Genomic DNA, 21,925 nt, shown 5'->3' on the forward strand with positions numbered 1-21,925 from the left:
GTTTTCTTCAATTCACAGGCTGCTGATGAACCGGCAGCGTAAACCAGAACACGCTTCCCTGCTCCTGCCGATTCCCGGCGCCAATCTCTCCGCCGTGCCGCTTAATAATCTCATGGCTGATGGTTAAACCCATGCCCATGCCTTCCGCTTTGGTGGTGTAGAATGAATCGAAAATTTTTCCAATCACTTCTTCAGAGAGTCCAGTCCCGTTATCAGCCACCTCGAAGCGAATAACATCTGGCCGTGGATGAGACGATGACAATCGCAGCGTGCAAAGGCCGCTGTTGTCTGTCATGGCCTCAATAGCATTGATCACCAGATTGAGCAGCACCTGCTGAATCTGCACCCGCTCACAATAAACCTCATCAATCTGCGCTTTGAAGTCCAGCTCCAGTGAGATATAGCGTCTTTCCAGTTCCATTCTGGAGAGGTTCAGGATGTCGCGCGCCAGCTGATGCAGTCTGGCCGGTGCAAATTCAGAAACCTGATTACGCGTCAGCGCCTGCAATCCGCGAATAATATCACCTGCGCGACGCCCTTCCCGGATGATCTCCTCCAGGCTGTGACTGGCATTCTCAAGATTGGCGGGATCGCGTTTCAGCCATCGCAGGCTGGCACCCGCATTGGCCACTATCGACATCAGCGGCTGATTAATTTCATGCGCGATGGATGAGGTCAACTGCCCAACTGTGGTGGCGCGTGCCACGCGAGCCAGTTCGGCCTGCGCGATACGCGTGGCATCTTCGGAGAGTCGCTGGCTGGTGATATCCGTCAGCGTGCCGAAGTACTCCCGTACTTCGGGCCAGGTATCGACTGGCTCACCAATGCCTTTGATGTAGCGGCATTCACCATCATCGCGGATGATTCGGAACTCCGCCTGCATAATGAGTCCCTGACGGGAGTGCGAATCAATCAGTTCCCTGAGGCAGGGAATATCATCAGGGTGCACTCGGCTCTGGAACTCCGCCATGGAGGTGGTCTTCTGTCCGTCAGGCAGGCCCATGATGCGTTTGTACTCGTCCGAGATGAACTGGATATCCGGTTCCATCAGCCAGTGCCAGGTGCCGGTATGGCTGATTTTCTCACCCAGCATTAATGACGTCTGACTGGCGCGCAGCTGCTTCTCAATTTTGCCACGCTGGATGTTTTCGTCCATCAGCTCGGCGTAGAGCCGGGCCGTTTCCAGCGACACGGCCGCCTGCGAGCCCAGCATCGAGACAATGCGCGAATGTTCGGCGGTAAACACATCCGGCATCAGTCGGTTTTCCAGATACAGCACACCCACCATCTGCGCCTGCTTGAACATCGGCACACACATCACGGCCGCTCCGGAAGCCACCAGATAGTTGTCCTGGCTAAAGGGGCTGAACACTTCCGGCTTACCGGTGCGGATCTCCTTACCGGTGCGTATGACAGCGGACAAGATGGACAGCGGCAGATCCGTGGCAACCGGCACCTCTTTAACAATTTTGACCCGAATCCCCTGAGCGGTGGTGGTCGCTCTCGCCTGTATCTCCGGCACATTGCCATCGACCAGCCGGATCAGCATACAGTCCTGCGCCCCGGCTCGCTCCACCAGCATCACCATCAGGGTATGGATCAGACGGTCCAGATTGATCTCTTCGGTTAGCGCACGCATCGCCGTGACCATACTTTGCAGATCGCTGATGGCGGCGCTCTGTTCAAACGCCACGGTATCCAGCGCCGTATGCGGCGAAGGGTGCGCTAATCCGGGGTAAAGCGATTCAAGTTGGTGCACTTTGGCGCCAGCGCCCCACCGCCCCCAGGCCGCGATGGCGCCTTTGATATAAGCTTCTGCCGCAAAGCGCATACCCCGGGCCTCGGCCGTTCGAGCCGCCAGCTCGCAGGCCAGTCCGTTGATATGATGGAACTCACCCTGACGGGATAAATCGATGGCTTTTTCGTACTGCTCAGTAGCCTTAGCGGTTTCGCCTTCCAGCCTGTCCAGTTCAGCCCGTAGCAGCGCCTCTTTGTCCGCAAAGGTCTTCTCATTCTCATTCGACCAGGTCACCAGCCTCTCAAGATGGCGCAGCAGTACCTGCCGATGTTCGGCTGTATATTCCTCTGCCTTGAGTGGGATGGAGAGTGACAGCGCGCTATAGAGATGAAGGTCCAGCAGATGCACATGACCCGGAATAAAGTCGGTAAAAGGGGCGGCATCAGCTAAATACCTTCCCGCCTCCTCATATTCACCGGCAAAAAAGTGTGCCATGCCCTTGTAGAGGCGGCACCAGAACTGCATCAGCAGCACCGGCTCGATGGCAAACTCATGCAGCTTTTTGTCTAAATCAGGCGGTATAAAGTGATTCCCAGAGAAAATCTCCCCGCGCGGCTTACGCAAAAACATCACGTAGTCCAGCTGCATCCCTAACACAATTTCAACGTCGCGGAACTGCGCCTTGCGCACGTAGGTCATGCCACGCGAGATCGAAGTACAAACGCCGTCAAGGTGATCGCCACGCGTGAGGTAATTCATCACCAGATGACGCAGCGCCAGACACGCCGATGTCCGATCGCCAATTTCGACCCCGACATCAAACGCAGCTTTTGCGCGTTCAATGGCATAGGTGAGCGGCATCGTCCAGATACTGACCTGATCGAGTGGCAGCAGCGTGCGTGCCTTGTAACTCACGAAGTCGTGCTTGTACACCAGCTCACGTGCCAGTAACGCGCTGGCAAATCCACGGCTGTACTCATCATACTGATCGCCACACACCACGCCATACCATGACAGCGCGAGCGTCGAGGCACCGCTCAGGCCGCGTGCCATGGTCAGATGCAGCAGTTTGCACAGGATCAGGAATTGCAAACGCGGGCAAATAAACGCCGCGAAGGTACTGGCACTCGCCATCAAATTCATGATCGCTTCGGTTTTTTTACAACTCACCCGCGGCAATGATCGAAAGCGTGTGTAAGGATTTTTACCCACGTCCTCTTTGAGCAGCATTCTTGCCGCATCACACTCGGCCTGATCGGGGTAGCGATTCAGCTGGATGCCAAACACCGCCAACCAGGCAAGTGCGGTTTCCAGCGCCAGTTGGCTGTCTGACCTGCGCATATGAATTTCAGCGATCAGACTGGCTGCTTCCGCCTTGTCCGTTACCTCACCGGGCGAGACCAAAATCTGCGAGCTAAGCGTCATGGCACGCAGCAAATTACCGTTGAGGAATTCGCATTCAGCCTCCTCCAGCAGAAATTCATTACTGCACTCACTGCCGGAACGAAGCGTTATCTGACGGGCAAACTGGAGATAGCGAAGCGCAGAGACATAGTCACCGGTGATTTTTGCTCGCCGTGTTGCCTGCAAAAGCAGCGGGCAAAATTGCGCCGTTTCATCGGCAATCACTGCGATATTCTGGACCGACACCAGGTGATGGGCAGCGCTGAACAGCGGGGCATTGGCCAGGTCGAGGCTGGACTCCTGCAGGTAATAACGCGCCGCAGCAAAATGAAAATCATCCTTCTCCTCAGGACTCAGCAACCCCATTGCCGCTTCATGCACGCTGTCATGCATAAATGACCACGTGGTGTCACTTAATGCGATTAAACGGTTCTCCGCAGCAGGTTTGAGTCTCTCAACGACCCTTTGCGGTGAAAGCGCCAGGATCGTGCTGATGTCGCGAAGTGTGCCAGTGGCACCAATCAGTGCCAGCTCACCCAACAGCGTGTGAGCGGCACGAGGCAGCGTTTTAAGATCTTCCAGCACGCAGGCTGCGACATTTGCCGCGTAATGGCTGTTTTTTAATGCCTGCGCGTCATAGGTCCATTTAAAGGCGGCGTGATGGGTGATGTGGTGATCACGCACCGCCTGACGGAAAAACTCATGGGTCGCGAGGGGATTGCCCGCGGTTTTTTCAAACACGATTTGTGCCAGCTCGGCAGTGGCGGCACTGCGGCTGTGAAACATGCCCGCCAGCCAGCGCGCAATATTTTTAGCCGACAACGGCTCAGGGGTCAGATCGATAATGCGTGATGCGCAGGCGCGAATGCGGCTGAGAGTGCCTGCAACGTGAGGACAGGGCATTGAAACGCTATCACGATGGCTGATCACCAGTAAAAGCGGGAGATCCTCGCTCAGGCTCAGCAGATTTTGCAGCAGCTGAAGGGTCGCCTGATCGGCCCAGTGCACATCATCGATTAGCATCACCAGCGGCCGTCCTGGTGCGGTAAAGGCTCTGACCAGGCTGCAGGCGACCAGGTTTAAGCGATCGCGCGCGTCGGGTAAATTCGTATCACGCTGCGCCACCGCTCTCTTGTCGAGCACCACGCCCAGTTCCGGCACCAGATTGACAGCCAATCCGGCAAACTCGCCAAGAATGCGTGAAATATGCGCTTTCCAGCGCGCCATCTCCTCGGCCGGCAGCCCCAGAAGATGCAACGTCAGCATACGAAAAGCGGTGGTAAACACCGAGAACGGCAGCACAGGTGAGTTTTTATCGGCTTTCACTACCGTCAGCATGGCGTTTTTACTGCGTAAAACCTTCAGTGCCGAGACGATTAACGATGACTTCCCCGAGCCTGGTGCGCCGTTGATCACCACCAGCGTGTGCTTCCCGCTGCGGCTAACATCATCAAATGCCGCCAGCACATCCGCTGCCTGTGCGTGATCGGCATACAGCGTCTCGGAGGAGAGCGTCAGCGGCTGTGCGTCTTGTTGTCCCAGCGCGAATGACTCAACGGCGCCATCTGGCATCAGGTTGGATTCACAGCGTTTTAAATCCGCCATCACCCCTTCTACCGTCTGGTAACGATACTCAGGAGACTTCGCCAGCAGGCGTAAAATAATCGATGACAGCACCACCGGCACATCGCGGCGCAGCATGTGCGGCGGGATCGCTTCTGATGCGATGTGATGATGTACCCACTCAGACATGCCACCGTTCGCGCTACCGTAGGGCAATTTGCCCGTCAGCAACTCATAAAGCACGATGCCCAGACTGTACAAATCGCTGATGCGGCTGACGCGATGTACCGTGCGCGAGGTATGTTCAGGCGACATATAGGCCAGCGTGCCGCCGATGACCGGCGTGCGGGCGGGTTGCATCAAATCGGATTCCAGCGAGGAGAGCCCGAAGCCACCCAGTTGCACCACATTCTCTTCAGTAAAGAAAAAGTGAGAGGGTTTGATGTCGCCGTGCACCAGGCCTTGCAAATGCATCTTGCCGAGCGCCTCACATAGCAGTGTGGCTTTGTGGAAGAATCTCTTCAGGTTGCCGGGGGGCATGCACAGCTGGTCAGCCAGTGTGCGATAGTTAAACGGGGTATAGAGCAGCGCATAACGCCCCTGATAGGAGGTATATCGAATGGGTTTGATCGCCCCGCTCTCGGAGAGCATCGCTCGCAGGGCAAACTCATTTTTCAGCATTTGGGTGACCTGAAAAACCGCCTCTTCGCTGGCGGCGGTCGCCAACATAACGCTTTCACCTGACACCGCATGCCTGCCGAGCAGCCACTCGATGTTGCCTTCCTGTGCCAGCGGGCTGAACACGATGTCATCATTCAGTACATAAGCGGTTTCATCAGACAGGTTCAAAGCCAGAAAAAGTGAACTCATGGTCGCAACGTCCGGGCAGATAACTCAGCCCGAATATGTTCGAACAGCGCGTCAATATCAATAGGCTTGCGCATGAAGGTGATGGCGCCCAGGTTGATGGCGTACCACAGTAAATTGTCATCGCCATTGCCCGAAATGATGATGCCTGGCGGGTTGTTCAGCTGTGTTATCAGTTCTTTAAACAGGTCAAAACCAGACATGCCTTTGAGTTCGACGTCAATGATAAACAGCGCTGCCTCTCTGAGCGCTGCTTCATCACTTAACAATGCTTCCGCTGATTCGAATGCCTGCGTCTCATAGCCTTCAGACTGCAGCAGGTTGGTCAGGGCACTGCGAACGGAACGGTCATCATCCACAATGATGATGCGCTGCGACAGCTGCATGCTGTATTCCTTAATAAAATTTACGACTCCCTGACGCGCATCATTAGGCGTTTTTATCACCCGAGGCCGGTGGAGTATCAATGGCTCTCGGTGGATATTCGTGGCGGAACCAGGAGAGAGCGATCCGTTCACGCTTTATCAGCCGTTGGCAAACCGGAATAATATGTTCGCCGATTTGCATCCCCAACAGGCCCAACAGCGCGATGACAGGTGGAGCCGGGGAACTGACATCCATGACGGCATAAAGTAAGCCGATGAGTATGCCTACCACGAGCGATAAAACATAGGATTTCAGCATGATTATCCCACCCGTCCTGAGGTCAAGAGCGAGGCGTGAGGACGAGCGTCCGCTGCCACGGGGAGCGTGACACCCGCCGGCGTAAACGCAGCCGTACCCTGATGCAGCAGCTTACCGCCCAGCGCACTGCCAATCACCATGCCCAGCAGGCCAATCAGTGCCACGGCTGGCGGGGCCGGAGAGCGAACCTTGAGCAGTGCATAAATAAGACCGGCTAACGCGCCAGCCCCCAGAGAAATCAGCAAAGGACTCATGGGTCCTCCTTTTTAAAAGGGGGCCAGCGCACAGGTCTGGCCCTTAACACATTAGCGAACCGGGGCAGGAACCGGCGCCAGGGTACGGTGCTCACTCTTCTGACGAGAAGGCGCTTTATGAACCATGGTGTAGGCGTAATCCACGCCGATACCGTAGGCACCGGAGTGCTCTTTGGCGATATCCATCACCGCGGTGTAGGTGTCTTTGTGCGCCCAGTCACGTTGCCACTCCAGCATCACCTGCTGCCAGGTCACCGGGATTACGCCAGCCTGAATCATGCGCTGCATCGCATAGTCGTGAGCCTCTTTGGTGGTGCCGCCTGATGCATCCGCCACCATGTAAATTTCGTAGTCGCCTTCCAGCATCGCGCACAGTGCAAAGGTGTTGTTGCACACTTCCGTCCACAGGCCCGATACCACCACCTTTTTCTTACCATTGGCTTTCAGCGCATCACGCACTTTCTGGTCATCCCAGGAGTTCATTGAGGTACGCTCAAGAATGTCCTGACCCGGGAACACATCCAGCAACTCCGGGAACGTGTTGCCTGAGAAGCTCTCCGTCTCAACGGTGGTCAGCACGGTAGGAATGTTGAAGACTTTGGCCGCTTTCGCTAATGCGACAACGTTGTTTTTCAGCACCTGACGGTCAATCGACTGCACGCCAAACGCCATCTGTGGCTGCTGGTCGATAAAGATGATCTGGCAATTCTGCGGCGTCAGTACTTCAAGTTTGCTAGTGGTCATGGTTTTGCCCATTGAGGTTAGTGTGGCGAAATTTCGCGAAATTGAACGGTGTCAAAAGAACAGTCATGCCAGGGATGCCGCGTTTACGGCAGCTCAGACTCACTGTCTCAGCGCAGTGTAGGGAGCCTTTTTTTTCCACACTATTATCTCTAGGTATAACTATACGAAGGTATACCTATCCCTTTGTATAACTAGACGCTCTCCTGGCCACCTGAACATAATTCCTCCTATTACTTCTCTTGCGCATGTGCAGGACCACTCTCTTCAGGAGGTTTTATGGTGACTTTAGGTAAGGCGGACGTCATTCTCACCAATGGCCGTTTTCACACCGTTGATCGCGGCAATCCGGTTGCCGATGCGGTGGCGATTCGCGATGGTAAATTTCTGGAAGTCGGCACCCTTGCCGAAGTGATGCAGCATCACTGCGAAGGCACTAAAGTCATCGACCTGAAGGGCCACACCGCCGTGCCGGGTCTGAATGACTCGCACCTGCACCTGATTCGTGGCGGCCTCAACTACAACCTCGAATTGCGCTGGGAAGGCGTGCCCTCGGTGTTTGACGCGCTGCGCATGCTGAAAGAACAGGCGCTGCGTACGCCAAATCCGCAGTGGGTACGCGTGGTGGGCGGCTGGACGGAGTTCCAGTTTGCTGAACGCCGCATGCCAACACTGGATGAGATCAACGAAGCGGCACCGGACACGCCGGTGTTTGTGCTGCACCTCTACGATCGCGCCCTGCTCAACCGCGCTGCGCTGAAAGTAGTGGGTTACACCAAAGACACCCCCAACCCGCCAGGTGGCGAAATCCAGCGTGACAGTAATGGCACCCCAACCGGCATGCTGATTGCTCGCCCGAACGCCATGATCCTTTATGCCACCCTGGCCAAGGGTCCTAAGTTACCGCTGGAACAGCAGGTCAACTCGACCCGTCAGTTTATGCGCGAACTGAACCGCCTCGGCCTGACCAGCGCCATTGATGCAGGCGGTGGTTTCCAGAACTACCCGGAAGATTACGAAGTCATCGCTGAACTGCATGAGAAGAAGCAGATGACGATTCGTATCGCCTATAACCTGTTTACCCAGCGCCCCGGGCACGAACTGGAAGATTTCGAGAAATGGACCGACATGCTGACGCCGGGTCAGGGCAGCGACTATTTCCGTCACAACGGTGCCGGTGAAATGCTGGTGTTCTCCGCCGCTGACTTCGAGGATTTCCTTGAGCCGCGTCCGGATCTGGCGCCAGGTATGGAAGATGAACTGGAGCGCGTGGTACGCCATCTGGTTGAACATCGCTGGCCGTTCCGTCTGCACGCCACCTACGACGAATCCATTAGCCGCATGCTCGATGTGTTTGAAAAAGTGAACCGCGATATTCCATTCAATGGTCTGCACTGGTTCTTCGACCATGCCGAAACCGTGACGCAACGGAACATCGACCGTATTAAAGAGCTGGGCGGCGGCATCGCGGTTCAGCACCGCATGGCTTTCCAGGGCGAATACTTTGCCGAACGCTACGGCATTGAAGCCACCCGCCATACTCCGCCGGTGGCGCGTATGCTGGAAACCGGCGTGCCGGTCGGTTTGGGTACGGATGCCACTCGCGTCGCCAGCTATAACCCGTGGACCGCACTTTACTGGCTGGTCTCCGGTCGCACCGTCGGCGGCATGCAGATGTATGACGTCAACGCCCGCCTCGACCGTGACACCGCGCTGATGCTGTGGACGCAGGGCAGCGCCTGGTTCTCCAGCGAGCAGGGGAAAAAAGGTCAGATCAAAGCTGGCCAGCTGGCGGACATGGTGGTGCTGAGCAAGGACTACTTCAGCGTGCCGGAAGAGGAGATCAAAGGAATCGAGTCGGTTCTGACCCTGGTCGACGGCAATATCGTCTATGCCGCCGGTTCGTTCAGCTCAGAAGCCCCACCGTCTATTCCGGTGCTGCCAGAGTGGTCCCCGGTGGTGAGGGTGCCGGGTCACTATCGCAGCGCGCCGCCAACGGCACAGACGCGCGTCGGCATGCAGCCGATGCCGCACCAGTGCAGCGGGCCGTGTGGCGTACACAGCCATTCACACGATATCGCGCGCAGTGCCAACCTGCCGGTGTCGGAAGAGAACGCCTTCTGGGGCGCGCTCGGCTGCAGCTGCTTCGCGTTCTGATCAACATGACGAGTTTCTTCTCTCAGCCGCCCCGCGTGAATGCGGGGCTGTTCTTCCTGCGCCTGACCGGCTGCCTGCTGTTACTGCACGTACACGGGCTGCCTAAGGTGTTTCATTTCAGCGAAGAACTGACACGTATCGAGGATCCTTTTGGCCTCGGTCCTTATATGAGCTTAATCCCGGCCATCTTTGCCGAGGTGATCTGCCCCATCTTCATCCTGCTGGGCATCTTCACTCGCCTGGCCTGCCTACCGATTATCGGCGTGCTGCTGGTGGCGATGGTGTTTGTGCACCCCGGCTGGAGCATTGCTGAAGGTCAGTTTGGTTGGCTGCTGCTGATTATCTTCACCACCCTGGCCATTACCGGACCAGGCACGTGGCGTATCGCGACCACGAAACAGCAGGGAATCCGACATGGCGCAGGTTAATGATATCAATGACGTTCCTCAGGAAGAGGACGCCATCGCCACGCCAGCCACAGTGACCTCAACCAGCGCATCACCCTGGCAACCACTGCGTCAGCCGATTTTTCGCATGCTGTGGATTGCCACCGTGGTCTCCAACATCGGCTCATGGATGAACGATGTCGGGGTTAACTGGACCATGCTGACGCTCAGCGCCGACCCGCTGAATGTCGCGTTGGTCCAGGCGGCCAGCAGTCTGCCGATGTTCCTGTTTGCACTGCCGTCAGGCGTGCTGGCGGATATTATCGACCGTCGTAAGTATCTGCTGTTCTCCCAGCTGTGGGTGTTTATCGCGGCAGCCAGTCTGACCGTGCTCTCCTTCACCGGTCACGTCACGCCGCTGGTGCTGCTGATGGCGGCGTTTCTGATGAGCGCAGGCGCGGCGATGAGTTCACCGCCTTTTCAGGCCATCGTGCCGGATCTGGTGGAGAAACATGAGCTGAGTCCGGCGATTGCGCTGAACTCGCTGGGCATCAATATCAGCCGTGCCATTGGCCCGGCGCTCGGGGGTTTAATCCTCTCCTTCGCCGGTCCGTGGATGGTGTTCATGCTCAACGCTCTGTCGGTGCTGGGCGTGGCATGGGTGCTTTATCGCTGGAAGGAGGCCCCCAGCGTGCAGCGCCTGCCGCCTGAGCACTTCTTCTCAGCGGTGCGCGCGGGTATTCGCTACGTCCACGCCGCACCGGTGCTGCGCAATGTGCTGGTGCGCACCGTGGCGTTCTTTGTGTTCGGCAGCGCGGGCTGGGCATTGCTGCCACTGGTGGCGCGCCGTGAGCTGGGATTAGGGCCTGGCGGCTACGGCATTATGCTGGCGTTTATCGGTGTTGGCGCTATTTGCGGTGCAGTGCTGCTGCCGCGTTTGCGTCAACGCTTAAACCCGGACCGACTGATGGTGCTGGCCAGCCTGATGTTTGCCGCCACGATGCTGGCGCTGGCATTCGTCCGTCATTTCTGGCTGCTGAATGTGTGTGAGTTCTTCACCGGCTTCGCCTGGATTGCCGTGCTCTCCACGCTCAACGTGGGTGCGCAGCGCAGTGCCGCCAAGTGGGTGAAAGCGCGCGCGCTGGCGGTGTATCTGACGGTGTTTTTTGGCTCGATGACCGTCGGCAGCGCCATCTGGGGCCAGCTGGCCTCGCACTTCAGCATTCCGGTCTCACTGTGCGTGGCGACGGTGGGTATGGCGTTGGCCAGCCTGACGGTGCTGCGCTGGCGATTGGATCAGGACCCGGATCTCAATCTGGACGTCAGCGACGTCAGCGAGAGCATCCCCGCACTGGAAATTCATCACGATCGCGGGCCGGTCCGTGTCAGTTACGAGTATCTGATCCGGCTGGAAGATGCGCATGCTTTCACGCTTTGCATGCAGGATATGCGCCGCGTTCGACGTCGTGGCGGCGCGGATAACTGGGCCGTGTATGAAGACATTCTGCAACCGGGCATCTTTGTTGAAACCTTTGTGGTGGGATCCTGGATGGAACACCTGCGCCAGCTGGAGCGCTACACCATGAACGATCAGAAGATCCAGACCCGTGTCTATCAATTCCATCAGGGTGAAAACATGCCGCAGGCGCGCTATCTGGTCGCGCCGGTATAAGCATCAACCTCAACTATTGTTGTTCAATTTAACGCAAGGAAAATCACGATGAGCACGATCAAAACAGCTGATGGCACTAACCTGTATTACAAAGACTGGGGTAAAGGAAAGCCGGTACTGTTTAGCCACGGCTGGCCGCTGGATGGGGATATGTGGGACAACCAGTTGAACCTGCTGGCCGAAAATGGCTATCGCGTGATCGCTTTTGACCGCCGTGGGTTCGGCCGTTCAGACCAGCCGTGGACGGGTTACGATTACAACACTTTCGCCTCTGATATTAACGACCTGATCACCTGCCTCGACCTTCAGGATGTGACGCTGGTCGGCTTCTCGATGGGTGGTGGTGATGTCACGCGTTATATCAATAACTACGGTACGGGGCGCGTGGACGGCCTGGTGCTGCTGGGTGCAGTGACGCCGATCTTCGGTAAGGCGGAAGACTATCCGGCGGGTGTTGACCTGTCAGTATTCGAAGGGATCCGTCAGGGGCTGCGTAAAGATCGCGCGCAGTTTATCAGTGATTTCGCCGCGCCGTTCTACGGCACCAATGCAGGCCAGACTGTGTCTGAGGGTGTATTGACGCAAACGCTGAACATCGCGCTGCTGGCGTCGTTGAAAGGCACGCTCGATTGTGTCACCGCGTTCTCCGAAACCGACTTCCGTCCGGATATGGCCAAAATCGATGTGCCGGCGCTGGTGATCCACGGCAGCAATGACCAGGTGGTGCCGTTTGAGACCACGGGCAAACTGGCCGCAGAGATGATTCAGGGGGCCAAACTGAAGGTGTATGACAACGCGCCGCACGGCTTTGCCGTCACCCACGGTGATGAGCTGAACGCTGATCTGCTGTCATTCCTGAAGACACTGTCATTGCATAAAGCGTAGAACGATCAGTTCCCTCATTCTGATCGTAAAAAATGACAGCCACACATCACTTAATGGCTGTCATCTTGAGTGGAGAAGCTTTCACTGACCGGCTCCCAAGCCGGTTTTTTTACCGCGTGGGCTGATTGGTCTCTAATGGCCGCACATCAAACAGCAGAACTTCCGCCGTATTGCCGCCACTGAAGGTCAGCAGTGACTCCTGGCGTACGCGCGCACCATCGCCCGCGTTAAATATCACCCTATTCACCACCACACTGCCCTTCGCCACGTGAATATAGGCATAGCGGTTGACATCCAGATGTACCGTTTCCTGCTCATCACCGTCAAACAGGCCGGCATAGATGCGCATGTCCTGGCGGATCTGCAGAGAGTCCTGCTCACCGTCCGGCGAAATGATCAGCCTGAACCTGCCGCGTTTCTCTTCTTCAGAGATGCGCGTCTGTTGATAACGCGGCTCACTGCCCTTCTCCGCCGGGACCACCCAGATTTGCAGAAAGTGAACGCCGTTATCTCTTGAGTGGTTAAACTCACTGTGCGTCACCCCGGTGCCTGCACTCATTAACTGGACATCACCCGGTACAATGACCGAACCGGTACCCATTGAATCCTTATGCTCCAGCGCGCCCTCTAATACATAAGAGATGATTTCCATATTGCTGTGCGGATGCGCGCCAAAACCCCGCCCCTTTGCCACCCTGTCATCATTAATAACCAGCAAGTCAGAGAAACCGGTTTGTTTGGGATCCCAGTAATTGGCGAATGAAAACGTATGGCGTGAATGCAACCAGCCATGATCACCGAGACCACGAGCATCGGCTAAGCGTTGTTCAATCATGTTTACTCTCCAAAAATGTAAGGGAAAAGACGCCAGTGCCCTTTCGATAGGAGAAAAATTATCGTAAACATAATTCGTCAACAATGCGCCAAATCGGCAATAAATGTCTCATTTTAGTTGTCAGTTCTAAAAGCGTATTTGTTCTGATAAAGGAGGAAAAAGACCGTCAATTATTATTCAATTTTTTTGACTTAATTGAACATGAATATGTGATTTTCATGTTCGCACCTTAGGTCTACCATTCATCACATCGAGGCAAAACGCCTCACCAAATCTAAATTAACCTAAGGAAATGACCATGAAAAACATCAAAACTTTCGTTGCAGTTATCGCACTCTCACTGGTTTCATCTGCGAGTTTCGCCCAGACCATCACTGCAACCGCTTCAACCTTAGACGGTGCCGAAGCGCAGATTGCCGCCAAAGCAAAACTGGCACATTCCGGCTACAGCATCACGGAAGCCTACGCAGGCAATCAGGTGCATATGACGGCGCGTTTGACCAAATAATCATGGTCGCAAAAAGAATTGCCAGAGAAGGCTGCCGCGAGGTGGCCTTTTTTGTTTGGTATTGATAACTCACTATGGGGCACCGATGACGTGACTTCAGGCATCGGTCAAGGGAGAGGCGTGCAAAGGGTTTTCTGCTAGAGAATGTCAGAAGCGTCAACTCAGATGACTTTCGGCAAACCGCTCCAGCGCCTGCCCGTCCAGTCGATAGCGCACCCATTCGTTTAATGGCAGCGCATCAATGCTTTGATAGAACTCTTTGGCGGGTTGATCCCAGCTCAGCGCGCTCCATTCAATCCGACCACACTGACGTCTGACCGCTTCCTGCGCAATGAATTTGAGCAGGGCCTTACCCACGCCGAGCCCGCGGTAATCCGGCGAAAAATAGAGATCTTCCATATAAATGCCACGCCGACCCAGCCAGGCAGAATAGCTGCTGGTGATCACGGCATAACCCGCCACCCGACCGTTGATTTCGCACAGGTATGCCTCGGTATTGCTTTCAGGGCTGAACAGCATGCTTTTAATGGCTTCCGGACTGGTCAGCGAATCCTGTAAACCGTGTTTATAAACAGAGAGTTCAGCAATCATGTTGTAGATCGCTTCTGCATCATCAGGGCAGGCTTGCCGGACAGTCAGGGTCATAAAAGCTTCTTTATTTCAATGAATTGAAGCTTTGGATGATAAAGGGTAATGTTGAGTGAATGAAGTGCAATAAAATCAACAATAGGTGAATTTCATGCATCATATATTGCGGCGGCTGGATCTTAATCTCTTACCGGTTTTTGACGCGGTGTTCAGACACCGATCGGTGAGACTGGCAGCGATTGAACTCTCCTTGAGCACTTCTGCCCTCAGTCACGCTTTAACGCGCTTGCGTGAGTTCCTCAAAGATCCGCTGTTTTACCGCGATGGACATAAAATGTGCCCAAGCGTTTATGCCTGCTAGCTGGCGCCCTTTATTGCCGAGACGCTGGCCGCGCTAAACAAACACCTTTGCCCTGCAGAACCGTTTAATCCCCTGTTAAACCAGGACTGTTTTAAAATTGCGGTAACGGATTACACCGCGTTCTGCGTGTTTCCCGGTCTGATGAAGGCCCTTAGTGATGCCGCCCCTCACCTGAGTTTTGAACTGTGCCATTTACCGCACAACCCGGCGCTCACTGAACTGCTGGCCGGTGAAGTCGATCTTGCGCTGAGCTTCAGCGAGCCGGGGGATGGCAAACATCCCGACATGGAAGAGACCGATTTATTCAGTGATGAGTTTGTGGTGATCAGTAATCCGAAACGAACCCGTCTGACACTGGAATCGTATCTGTCAGCAGGCCATCTGGTCGTCACTCCCTGGAATGAGAAACAGGGATTGCTGGACTCGCACCTTGAACGACTGGGTCTGAAACGAAGAACGGTAATCAAAACCCCGTCGATGCTCAGTTCGCCTTTTATCGTGGCTGAGAGTGATCTGCTGATGGCGATTCCTTCGTTCGTGGCGGGGAAATTAGCTCCCACCGTCAACGTAAGCACTTTCCCGTTACCGTTTAAGGCACCCCGCTTCACTGTGAAGATCTATACCCATAAACGCAGCGGAAAACGGGAAGCCACCGACTGGCTAAAGTCTGTGATGGTCGAACAGATGAAATCTCTCGACGATGTTGCGCGACCAACTGACTCGTCTCTCACAACCGCAATATATGGGTGATGGCGCTATTCAGGGCGTCAGTGCTGGCATCGCCCTTTTATGCTGTTTGTCATCGCCTTCATTATCAGGCTGCAAGCGAAGGGGATGGATTTCTCGCGGTGAGACTTCCGACCCTACTTCCAGCTCGCAACACCATGGGCAATCACGTTAAGCGGCTCTCCACGCTGCGGATAAGGCTGGCGGAGAACGATACGGCTGGCGAATTTTTCAATGCCGATATCGTCCTCCAACAGGCGTTCCATCAGATCCTGAAACATCGATATGGTGGGCGCGATAATCTTGAGCAGGTAATCGTAACCGCCACTGACGTTATAGCACTCCACAATTTCACGATATTTGCTCGCCCCTTGCTCGAACTTGCGAAAATCAGCAGGTATATGGCTGCTCAGGGTGATCTCGGAAAACACCACCACGTTGCTGCCCAGTTTATCCAGGTCGATTTTGGCACTGTAGCCGGAAATCACGCCGCTCTGCTCCAGACGTTTGGTGCGCGTCAGACAGGGGCTGGCACTGAGGCTTATTGCCTCGGCCAGATCCAGATTGGAGCAGCGGCCATCGCGTTGAAGATGTTCAAGAATTCTCAGGTCTGCAAGATCCAGTGATTTCGGCGTTGCCATAGGTGAATACGTTCCTGAAAGTGCCCTGTCACGCTCTCGCCGCAGAGGCCTCGGTCAGCGCCTGGTCGAGAACCTCAATGACCGTGCCTGCCTGTTCCTCAGTGAGGATCAACGGAGGCCGGATTTTCAACACATTGTGTCCCTTCGCGCAGGCACTGATCAACACGCCTTTTTGCCGCATCAGATTCACCACCTGATTGGTCAGCCAGCGATCTGGAGTGCGACTTTGACGATCGGCCACCAGCTCAACACCGACGAACAAGCCAGCTCCCCTGACATCACCTATGGTGGGGTGTCGTGCACAAAGTGCTGAGATGCCATTAAGCAGGACGTTGCCCACATGGCGTGCATGTGCAATCAAGCCTTCGTTTTCGATGGTTTTTAGCACTGCAACAGCCGCCGCGCAGGAAACGGTATTGCCGGCAAAGGTATTGAAGTAGCGGGAGCGCTGACCAAACTCTGCCAGCACATCAGCAGTAGCGAGCAGACCGGCAATCGGCTGACCGTTGCCCATCGGCTTGCCCAGGGTCACGATGTCCGGCATCACACCATGACGCTGGAAGCCCCACATATGCTCTCCGGTTCGACCAAATCCCGGCTGCACTTCATCAGCAATAAACAAGCCACCGGCCAGTTTGATCGCCTCGACGGCCCCTTTGAGGAAGCCTTTTGAACCGGGCAGAATGCCGTCGCTGGTGAATAAGGAGTCGACGATCAATACAGCAGGCTTGATGCCATGACGCTGAAGATCGGCAATCGCCGCCTGGACATCTTGCGTGAAGCGCTCACCGAGATCCTCGCCATTAGCATGGTACTGACAGGGCGCGGGTACCAGACGGACGTGCGGCCCAAGATCGACGTCCACACCAAGGGAAGGCGAAAACTGAGAAACGGTGTCGGTAATGCCGTGGTAAGCCGTCTCGGTAACGATGATTCCGGTGCCGCCTGTGCGCACTTTGGCGATGCGGTAGGCCAGGTCGTTTGCCTCACTCCCCGTGCAGGTCAGCATCAGATGCGCCAGTGCTGTTTCCGACACGGTCGCCAGTAGGCGCTCAGCCAATTCCAGGATGGTTTCATGAAGATAGCGCGTATTGGTCGCCAGCGTTTGTACCTGTGCACAAATCGCCTCGCTCACTGCCGGGTGGCAGTGCCCTAATGACGTCACATTGTTGTAAACGTCCAGATAGCGACGGCCCTCGGCATCAATCAGCCATGCCCCCTCGCCGCGCACAATATGCAATGGATGCTCATACATCAGGCGATAGGCAGGTCCCAACAGCGTATCGCGCCTTTCAATCATGCCCGCTGTAACGGGCCCCACGTCAGCACGGCCGGGAATGTAGGCATTCACCATATTCAGGTCGGTGGTACTTTTCATTGCTGTCTCCGATTAGGGATGTTCGATAGCAGCCGATCGCGTGCGTTCTCACGAGAGAAGTCGGCCAGTTGTGCCAGCGCTTCCCACGCTGCCGGATTGTGCCGCAGGATGTAGTCACGATTGTGCGGATAGCGGATTGCGCGCCACTCGGAGATCAGCGCGGTGATCAAATGGCGGGTTGCCATCAGATCGGTCACAATCTCGAGCTCTGCATCAGCGAGCGGCAGCGAGTGGTGGTAAGCGCCGACGAACTGAGCAGGGCCGGCAAAAGGGTCACGGATACCGGTCATATGGAAAGCGGCAGCGGTGGCGACTTCCCCGACCAGTGGCGCGTAAAGCAGGTCACCGAAGTCGATGATCCCGGTAATGCAATCTGGCTCTTGCGGCGCAACCAACACGTTATAGAGATGAAAGTCATTGTGGATGACCTGAGATCGTAGCGTTGGCAACACAGGCAAGACATGTTGTTTGAACCGGGACATAAACACATCCGCCAGCTTGCGTTTTTCGGGATCAATCAGCTCTGCCAACTTATCCGTCAGACGATGGGCAGCGGAAACATTCCACAGCAGATCATGGTTAGCTGCAGGATGTGAAAACCCCTGCAACGCGAGGTCGAGTCGCGCCAGACATTGCCCCATGGCACGCCGCTGTATCACCGTTCGCGATGTTTCCTTAACCTGCACCCCATCCAGGTAGCTGAGCATGCGCACCAGCGTGGTCGAGCCGTCTTGCCACGTGACATAGGTATGCGAGTGCCCGGACGATGTAGTGATGACTCGCGGAATCGGCAAATCGGGCGAGGTGCTTGCGACATGATTTAGCGCCGCCACCTGAAAATCGACCACCGGTTCCGATTCAGACGGGTTGCTGATCTTGAAGATGTAGCGAGTCCCGTTTGATTGCTCAATACAGCAGTTCTGATCGCGCTCACCGGCCAGAAACCTGACATGCCCCTCAATGCCATACAGATCTGCCACCCTGCATTGAATTTCCGGTAGGCTGATGGCTGGCGCGTCGGTGCTTAGTGCGGCAGCGCTTTTTGCCTCGCCCTTCTGCAGGGTTTGCGTTGCGTTATCATTGGGCTCGCTCATCGGCATCACAGCCCCAGTAAGCCAGGCAGCTGACGGAAGTCGGTGAGACGATTCACGTCATAGCCTTCAGAGTAAGCTTCATGTCCACGATCGATAAAGGCTCTGGCCATAAAACCAAGGTCGTACGCCGTCATCATGTCGTAGCGGAAACTCGACGAGCAATGCATCATCTCTTCTGGGCCGCAGCCTAGCTGGTCAAACATATACTCGAACATCTGCGCGCGAGGCTTATACGCGCGGGCCTCTTCAGCGGTGTAAACCGCATGGAACGGCGCCTTGAGATGGGCAACGCTATGGGGAATCAGATCTGTCATTGAGTTCGATAAAATCACCAGCGGAATATGACGGGCGACAATTTCCAGCGTTTCGACCACATGAGGATGGGGCTGCCAGGTCGGAACGGCGTCATAGAGAGCGAAGGCATCGGAGGCGCGATACTCAATATCGTGAGCAAGACAGGCTCGTTGGAGGGCGTTCTCAATGACTGACAGGAACGGCTTCCAGTCACCCAGCACCTCATCAAGGCGATAAAAACGGAAACTTTCCAGGAAGGCAGGCATGACGTTGGGTGGCACACGATCGGTGAAAAGTGTCTTAGCTGTTGGCCCCATTTCAAAATTAATGAGCGTACCGTAGCAATCAAAACTGATAAATTTCGGCTTAAAAATCATTGCATTAACCCTCTCTGCTAAACATAAACAAAGTATATCTGCCGGGCCAAACACAAAAATTCTTAAAATAATCGTTATCGGGTAACTTCTACTTAAATCTCAATGCATCTCAGCATTTTGATTCTCTGCACACCTCTCCCAACGCCTAATTTGTCCTCATTCAGTACCAATCAATGATCGGTAGCCATTGGTTTAAAAACTCACTAACATTACCGCGCATTTTTTTACACCTCATTGATAAACTTTACAAACAGTAAGGATTTAGCCTTGCTGTTATTGCTTGCGTTACACCTTAGGGAACATTTATGTCTGGTCATAAACTGTCCAAACCAGCAGCCGCATGGCTTGCTATTTTGGGTGCCATCATTCTGGTGATGGCCGCATTTCTAACCTTTTACGGCTGGCAACTGGTCAGCCTGCACGGCAGTGCGTATTTCCTGATTGCTGGCGTGGCATTGCTCATTTCGGGAGTGCAGATTATCCGCCAACGGGTTAGCGGCGCGTTGCTGTATGGCGTTGTGCTGCTGGGCACCGCTATTTGGGCGCTGTGGGATGTCGGCCTGGATTTCTGGCCACTGGTCTCACGACTGTTGACGCTGGCAGGCTTTGGCATCTTAGTGGCTCTCTCCTTACCGCTTCTGCTTAAGAAAGCTGGTAAAAAGTCAGGCTGGAAGCTCACCGCCTCCTTAGCCGGTGGACTGGCGATTGCCTTCGCTGCCACCCTTGGCGGCATGTTTGTGCCGCACGACCCTATCAGCCCTTCAGGTGATGCACTGCCGCTGGTCAAAGTGAAGCCAGGCGAAGAGCAGGTCAACTGGGACAACTACGGCAACACCTCAGGCGGGACGCGCTTTGTCGCACTGGATCAAATCACCCGCGACAATGTGAAGGACCTGCAGGTTGCATGGACCTACCGCACCGGGGATATCCCGGTCAGCCCGAACGGTGGCGGAGCGGAAGACCAGCAAACACCTTTGCAGATCGGCAACCGCCTCTATTTGTGCACTCCGCATAACAACGTGATTGCGGTTGATGCCACCACGGGCAAAGAGCTGTGGAAAACTGAAATCAACGCTAAGCAGAAAAAATGGATGCGTTGTCGCGGGTTAGCCTACTTCGATGCACAGGCGCCATTGCAACAACCTGATTTGCCGGATTCCACGCCGGTGAGCACCGTGTCTGTTGCGGCAAATGCTCAGTGCCAGCGTCGTATTCTGATGAACAGCGTGACGCCAGAGCTGATTGCGCTGGATGCTGATACCGGTGAGTTCTGCCATGACTTCGGTAACAACGGCCGTGTCAGCCTGAGCGATCATATGGGTAAAGGCGCGGACAAAGGCGAATACTACCCTACCTCTGCGCCAACCCTGGCGGGCACGACCGTGGTCATCGGCGGTCGCGTCGCGGATAACGTGGCGACCGATATGCCAGGCGGCGTGGTGCGTGGATTTGATGTCATCACCGGCCAACTGCGTTGGGCGTTTGATCCAGGCAACCCTGAGCACAAACAGGCGCCAGAAGAGGGTCAAACCTATGCACGCTCGACACCCAACGTGTGGGCGCCAATGTCTTATGACAGCCATTCCAACACCGTTTATATGCCAACCGGCAGCGCGGCGGTCGATTTATGGGGCGTGAAACACAACCCGCTGGATCGTAAGTTTGGTGCCTCGATGGTGGCAGTGGATGCCAGCACCGGCCGGGTGAAATGGGTCTATCAGACAGTTCATAACGATCTGTGGGACTTCGATGTGCCGATGCAGCCCTCTTTCTCTGACTTCCCAGGGCCTGATGGCAAAACCACACCGGCACTCATTTTCGGCACCAAATCGGGCCAGCTTTTTGTACTGGATCGCGCCACCGGTAAACCGTTAACCAAAGTGGAAGAGCGCCCGGTGTCCAAAGGGCAGATCCCGGATGAGATCTATTCACCGACACAACCCTTCTCAGTCGGCATGCCTACCATTGGTGCGGATGTGTTGAAAGAGTCGGATATGTGGGGCGCCACGCCATTCGATCAGCTGATTTGTCGCATTCAGTTCAAATCCAAACGTTATAACGGGCTCTTCACCCCGCCAGGTACCGATCCTTCACTCAATCTGCCGGGTTCACTGGGCGGCATGAACTGGGGCGGATTGTCGATTGACCCGGTCAATCAATACCTGTTTATTAACGATATGCGCGTGGGTCTGGAAGTGCAGTTGATTCCGGCATCACCGGAGATTCAGGGCGCGAAAAATGATGGCAACGAAGCCGCGGCAATCAGCCGTCCTCTGCCGTTAGCAGGAACGCCGTATGCCATTAATGCCAAAGTGCGCTTTATGTCACCGCTGGAGATCCCTTGCCAGAAGCCACCGTTCGGCACGCTGACCGCGGTTGACTTGAAAACGCAGAAAATTGCCTGGCAGGTGCCCGTCGGTACCGTACAGGATACCGGTCCCTTCGGCGTGAAAATCGGCCTGCAGATGCCAATTGGTATGCCAACCATTGGCGGTACGCTCGCGACTCAGGGCGGTTTAGTGTTTATCGCCTCCACGCAGGATTACTATCTGCGCGGCTTCGATACTTCTACCGGTAAAGAGGTGTGGAAAGCGCGACTGCCAGTGGGCAGCCAGGGCACGCCAATCAGCTATAAGTCACCGGTGGATGGCAAGCAGTACCTGCTTATCTCTGCAGGCGGCGCACGTAACTCACCGGATCGTGGTGATTATGTGATTGCTTATAAATTGCCGTAATCTGATAAACCGCCATTCCTGAGGAATGGCGGTTTTC

17 protein-coding genes and 1 pseudogene are annotated in these 21,925 nt (G+C 55.3%); 7 read left to right on the top strand and 11 right to left on the bottom strand.

All coding sequences use genetic code 11. The features are described from left to right. Positions 1–7: 7 nt before the first annotated feature. The 5 genes from WFP70_RS19155 to WFP70_RS19175 are packed head-to-tail and all read right to left on the bottom strand — an operon-like array spanning position 8 to position 7,254. Positions 8–5,575: an AAA family ATPase gene (locus WFP70_RS19155; protein ID WP_337024092.1), complete on the bottom strand. Its 5,568-nt coding sequence runs from the start codon at positions 5,573–5,575 to the stop codon at positions 8–10. Further along, a complete protein-coding gene (locus tag WFP70_RS19160; protein ID WP_337024093.1) occupies positions 5,572–5,958 on the bottom strand; it encodes a response regulator transcription factor in 387 nt (128 codons plus the stop codon). Before WFP70_RS19160 ends, WFP70_RS19155 begins: the two co-directional genes overlap by 4 nt. 43 nt (positions 5,959–6,001) lie before the next feature. Continuing rightward, complete coding sequence (locus WFP70_RS19165; protein WP_200575584.1) at positions 6,002–6,256, bottom strand: DUF1427 family protein; 255 nt, start codon at positions 6,254–6,256, stop codon at positions 6,002–6,004. 2 nt (positions 6,257–6,258) lie between these two features. After that, positions 6,259–6,510: a DUF1427 family protein gene (locus WFP70_RS19170; protein ID WP_337024094.1), complete on the bottom strand. Its 252-nt coding sequence runs from the start codon at positions 6,508–6,510 to the stop codon at positions 6,259–6,261. Between the two features lie 51 nt (positions 6,511–6,561). Next, on the bottom strand, positions 6,562–7,254 hold the full coding sequence (locus WFP70_RS19175; RefSeq protein ID WP_200575588.1) for a hydrolase: 693 nt from the start codon (positions 7,252–7,254) through the stop codon (positions 6,562–6,564). 276 nt (positions 7,255–7,530) lie between these two features. Between WFP70_RS19175 and WFP70_RS19180 the strand changes: the two genes are divergently transcribed. From WFP70_RS19180 to WFP70_RS19195, 4 genes are read left to right on the top strand one after another with little or no spacing between them, the layout of a single operon-like run. Next, a complete protein-coding gene (locus WFP70_RS19180) occupies positions 7,531–9,408 on the top strand; it encodes an amidohydrolase (RefSeq protein ID WP_337024095.1) in 1,878 nt (625 codons plus the stop codon). A gap of 5 nt (positions 9,409–9,413) precedes the next feature. After that, positions 9,414–9,836 carry a DoxX family protein gene (locus WFP70_RS19185; RefSeq protein ID WP_337024096.1) on the top strand — a complete coding sequence of 141 codons (423 nt, stop codon included), beginning with the start codon at positions 9,414–9,416 and terminating at the stop codon, positions 9,834–9,836. Beyond that, a complete protein-coding gene (locus WFP70_RS19190; protein WP_337024097.1) occupies positions 9,823–11,466 on the top strand; it encodes an MFS transporter in 1,644 nt (547 codons plus the stop codon). The genes WFP70_RS19185 and WFP70_RS19190 overlap by 14 nt, the downstream gene beginning before the upstream one ends. A 48-nt stretch (positions 11,467–11,514) precedes the next feature. Then, complete coding sequence (locus WFP70_RS19195) at positions 11,515–12,351, top strand: alpha/beta fold hydrolase (RefSeq protein ID WP_337024098.1); 837 nt, start codon at positions 11,515–11,517, stop codon at positions 12,349–12,351. Between the two features lie 109 nt (positions 12,352–12,460). Here the strand turns inward: WFP70_RS19195 and WFP70_RS19200 are convergent, their stop codons facing one another. Further along, positions 12,461–13,186 carry a pirin family protein gene (locus WFP70_RS19200; protein WP_337024099.1) on the bottom strand — a complete coding sequence of 242 codons (726 nt, stop codon included), beginning with the start codon at positions 13,184–13,186 and terminating at the stop codon, positions 12,461–12,463. A 298-nt stretch (positions 13,187–13,484) separates the two neighbouring features. Here WFP70_RS19200 and WFP70_RS19205 point away from each other — a divergent pair, with 298 nt between their 5' ends. Beyond that, the gene (locus tag WFP70_RS19205; RefSeq protein ID WP_200575606.1) at positions 13,485–13,694 is read left to right on the top strand and encodes a DUF1471 domain-containing protein; all 210 of its coding nucleotides are present in this window, start codon (positions 13,485–13,487) and stop codon (positions 13,692–13,694) included. A 156-nt stretch (positions 13,695–13,850) separates the two neighbouring features. Here WFP70_RS19205 and WFP70_RS19210 read toward each other — a convergent pair whose 3' ends face one another. After that, the gene (locus tag WFP70_RS19210) at positions 13,851–14,339 is read right to left on the bottom strand and encodes a GNAT family N-acetyltransferase (protein WP_200575610.1); all 489 of its coding nucleotides are present in this window, start codon (positions 14,337–14,339) and stop codon (positions 13,851–13,853) included. Between the two features lie 85 nt (positions 14,340–14,424). Between WFP70_RS19210 and WFP70_RS19215 the strand changes: the two are divergent. Beyond that, positions 14,425–15,393, top strand: a pseudogene (locus tag WFP70_RS19215) (LysR family transcriptional regulator). 113 nt (positions 15,394–15,506) lie between these two features. Here the strand turns inward: WFP70_RS19215 and WFP70_RS19220 are convergent. The 4 genes from WFP70_RS19220 to WFP70_RS19235 are packed head-to-tail and all read right to left on the bottom strand — an operon-like array spanning position 15,507 to position 19,153. Then, positions 15,507–16,010, bottom strand: coding sequence for an Lrp/AsnC family transcriptional regulator (locus WFP70_RS19220; protein WP_337024100.1), 504 nt, complete (start codon positions 16,008–16,010; stop codon positions 15,507–15,509). 28 nt (positions 16,011–16,038) lie between these two features. After that, positions 16,039–17,388, bottom strand: coding sequence for an aspartate aminotransferase family protein (locus WFP70_RS19225; protein WP_337024101.1), 1,350 nt, complete (start codon positions 17,386–17,388; stop codon positions 16,039–16,041). Beyond that, complete coding sequence (locus WFP70_RS19230) at positions 17,385–18,482, bottom strand: phosphotransferase (RefSeq protein ID WP_337024102.1); 1,098 nt, start codon at positions 18,480–18,482, stop codon at positions 17,385–17,387. The genes WFP70_RS19225 and WFP70_RS19230 overlap by 4 nt, the downstream gene beginning before the upstream one ends. Positions 18,483–18,487: 5 nt before the next feature. Further along, on the bottom strand, positions 18,488–19,153 hold the full coding sequence (locus tag WFP70_RS19235; RefSeq protein ID WP_337024103.1) for a haloacid dehalogenase type II: 666 nt from the start codon (positions 19,151–19,153) through the stop codon (positions 18,488–18,490). A gap of 305 nt (positions 19,154–19,458) precedes the next feature. Here WFP70_RS19235 and WFP70_RS19240 point away from each other — a divergent pair, with 305 nt between their 5' ends. Further along, positions 19,459–21,888 (top strand): membrane-bound PQQ-dependent dehydrogenase, glucose/quinate/shikimate family, encoded by a 2,430-nt coding sequence (locus WFP70_RS19240; RefSeq protein ID WP_337024104.1) that lies wholly within the window; start codon positions 19,459–19,461, stop codon positions 21,886–21,888. The last annotated feature ends 37 nt before the right edge of the window (positions 21,889–21,925 follow it).

The organism is Pantoea sp. USMM079 (assembly GCF_037153115.1).
GTDB classification, from domain to species: domain Bacteria; phylum Pseudomonadota; class Gammaproteobacteria; order Enterobacterales; family Enterobacteriaceae; genus Pantoea; species Pantoea communis.

What these genes read in the sequence shown, in the direction of transcription:
- WFP70_RS19155 (WP_337024092.1), bottom strand. Translation starts at nt 5,575, where the DNA reads ATGAGTTCACTTTTTCTGGCTTTGAACCTGTCTGATGAAACCGCTTAT.
- WFP70_RS19160 (WP_337024093.1), bottom strand. Translation starts at nt 5,958, where the DNA reads ATGCAGCTGTCGCAGCGCATCATCATTGTGGATGATGACCGTTCCGTT.
- WFP70_RS19165 (WP_200575584.1), bottom strand. Translation starts at nt 6,256, where the DNA reads ATGCTGAAATCCTATGTTTTATCGCTCGTGGTAGGCATACTCATCGGC.
- WFP70_RS19170 (WP_337024094.1), bottom strand. Translation starts at nt 6,510, where the DNA reads ATGAGTCCTTTGCTGATTTCTCTGGGGGCTGGCGCGTTAGCCGGTCTT.
- WFP70_RS19175 (WP_200575588.1), bottom strand. Translation starts at nt 7,254, where the DNA reads ATGACCACTAGCAAACTTGAAGTACTGACGCCGCAGAATTGCCAGATC.
- WFP70_RS19180 (WP_337024095.1), top strand. Translation starts at nt 7,531, where the DNA reads ATGGTGACTTTAGGTAAGGCGGACGTCATTCTCACCAATGGCCGTTTT.
- WFP70_RS19185 (WP_337024096.1), top strand. Translation starts at nt 9,414, where the DNA reads ATGACGAGTTTCTTCTCTCAGCCGCCCCGCGTGAATGCGGGGCTGTTC.
- WFP70_RS19190 (WP_337024097.1), top strand. Translation starts at nt 9,823, where the DNA reads ATGGCGCAGGTTAATGATATCAATGACGTTCCTCAGGAAGAGGACGCC.
- WFP70_RS19195 (WP_337024098.1), top strand. Translation starts at nt 11,515, where the DNA reads ATGAGCACGATCAAAACAGCTGATGGCACTAACCTGTATTACAAAGAC.
- WFP70_RS19200 (WP_337024099.1), bottom strand. Translation starts at nt 13,186, where the DNA reads ATGATTGAACAACGCTTAGCCGATGCTCGTGGTCTCGGTGATCATGGC.
- WFP70_RS19205 (WP_200575606.1), top strand. Translation starts at nt 13,485, where the DNA reads ATGAAAAACATCAAAACTTTCGTTGCAGTTATCGCACTCTCACTGGTT.
- WFP70_RS19210 (WP_200575610.1), bottom strand. Translation starts at nt 14,339, where the DNA reads ATGACCCTGACTGTCCGGCAAGCCTGCCCTGATGATGCAGAAGCGATC.
- WFP70_RS19220 (WP_337024100.1), bottom strand. Translation starts at nt 16,010, where the DNA reads ATGGCAACGCCGAAATCACTGGATCTTGCAGACCTGAGAATTCTTGAA.
- WFP70_RS19225 (WP_337024101.1), bottom strand. Translation starts at nt 17,388, where the DNA reads ATGAAAAGTACCACCGACCTGAATATGGTGAATGCCTACATTCCCGGC.
- WFP70_RS19230 (WP_337024102.1), bottom strand. Translation starts at nt 18,482, where the DNA reads ATGAGCGAGCCCAATGATAACGCAACGCAAACCCTGCAGAAGGGCGAG.
- WFP70_RS19235 (WP_337024103.1), bottom strand. Translation starts at nt 19,153, where the DNA reads ATGATTTTTAAGCCGAAATTTATCAGTTTTGATTGCTACGGTACGCTC.
- WFP70_RS19240 (WP_337024104.1), top strand. Translation starts at nt 19,459, where the DNA reads ATGTCTGGTCATAAACTGTCCAAACCAGCAGCCGCATGGCTTGCTATT.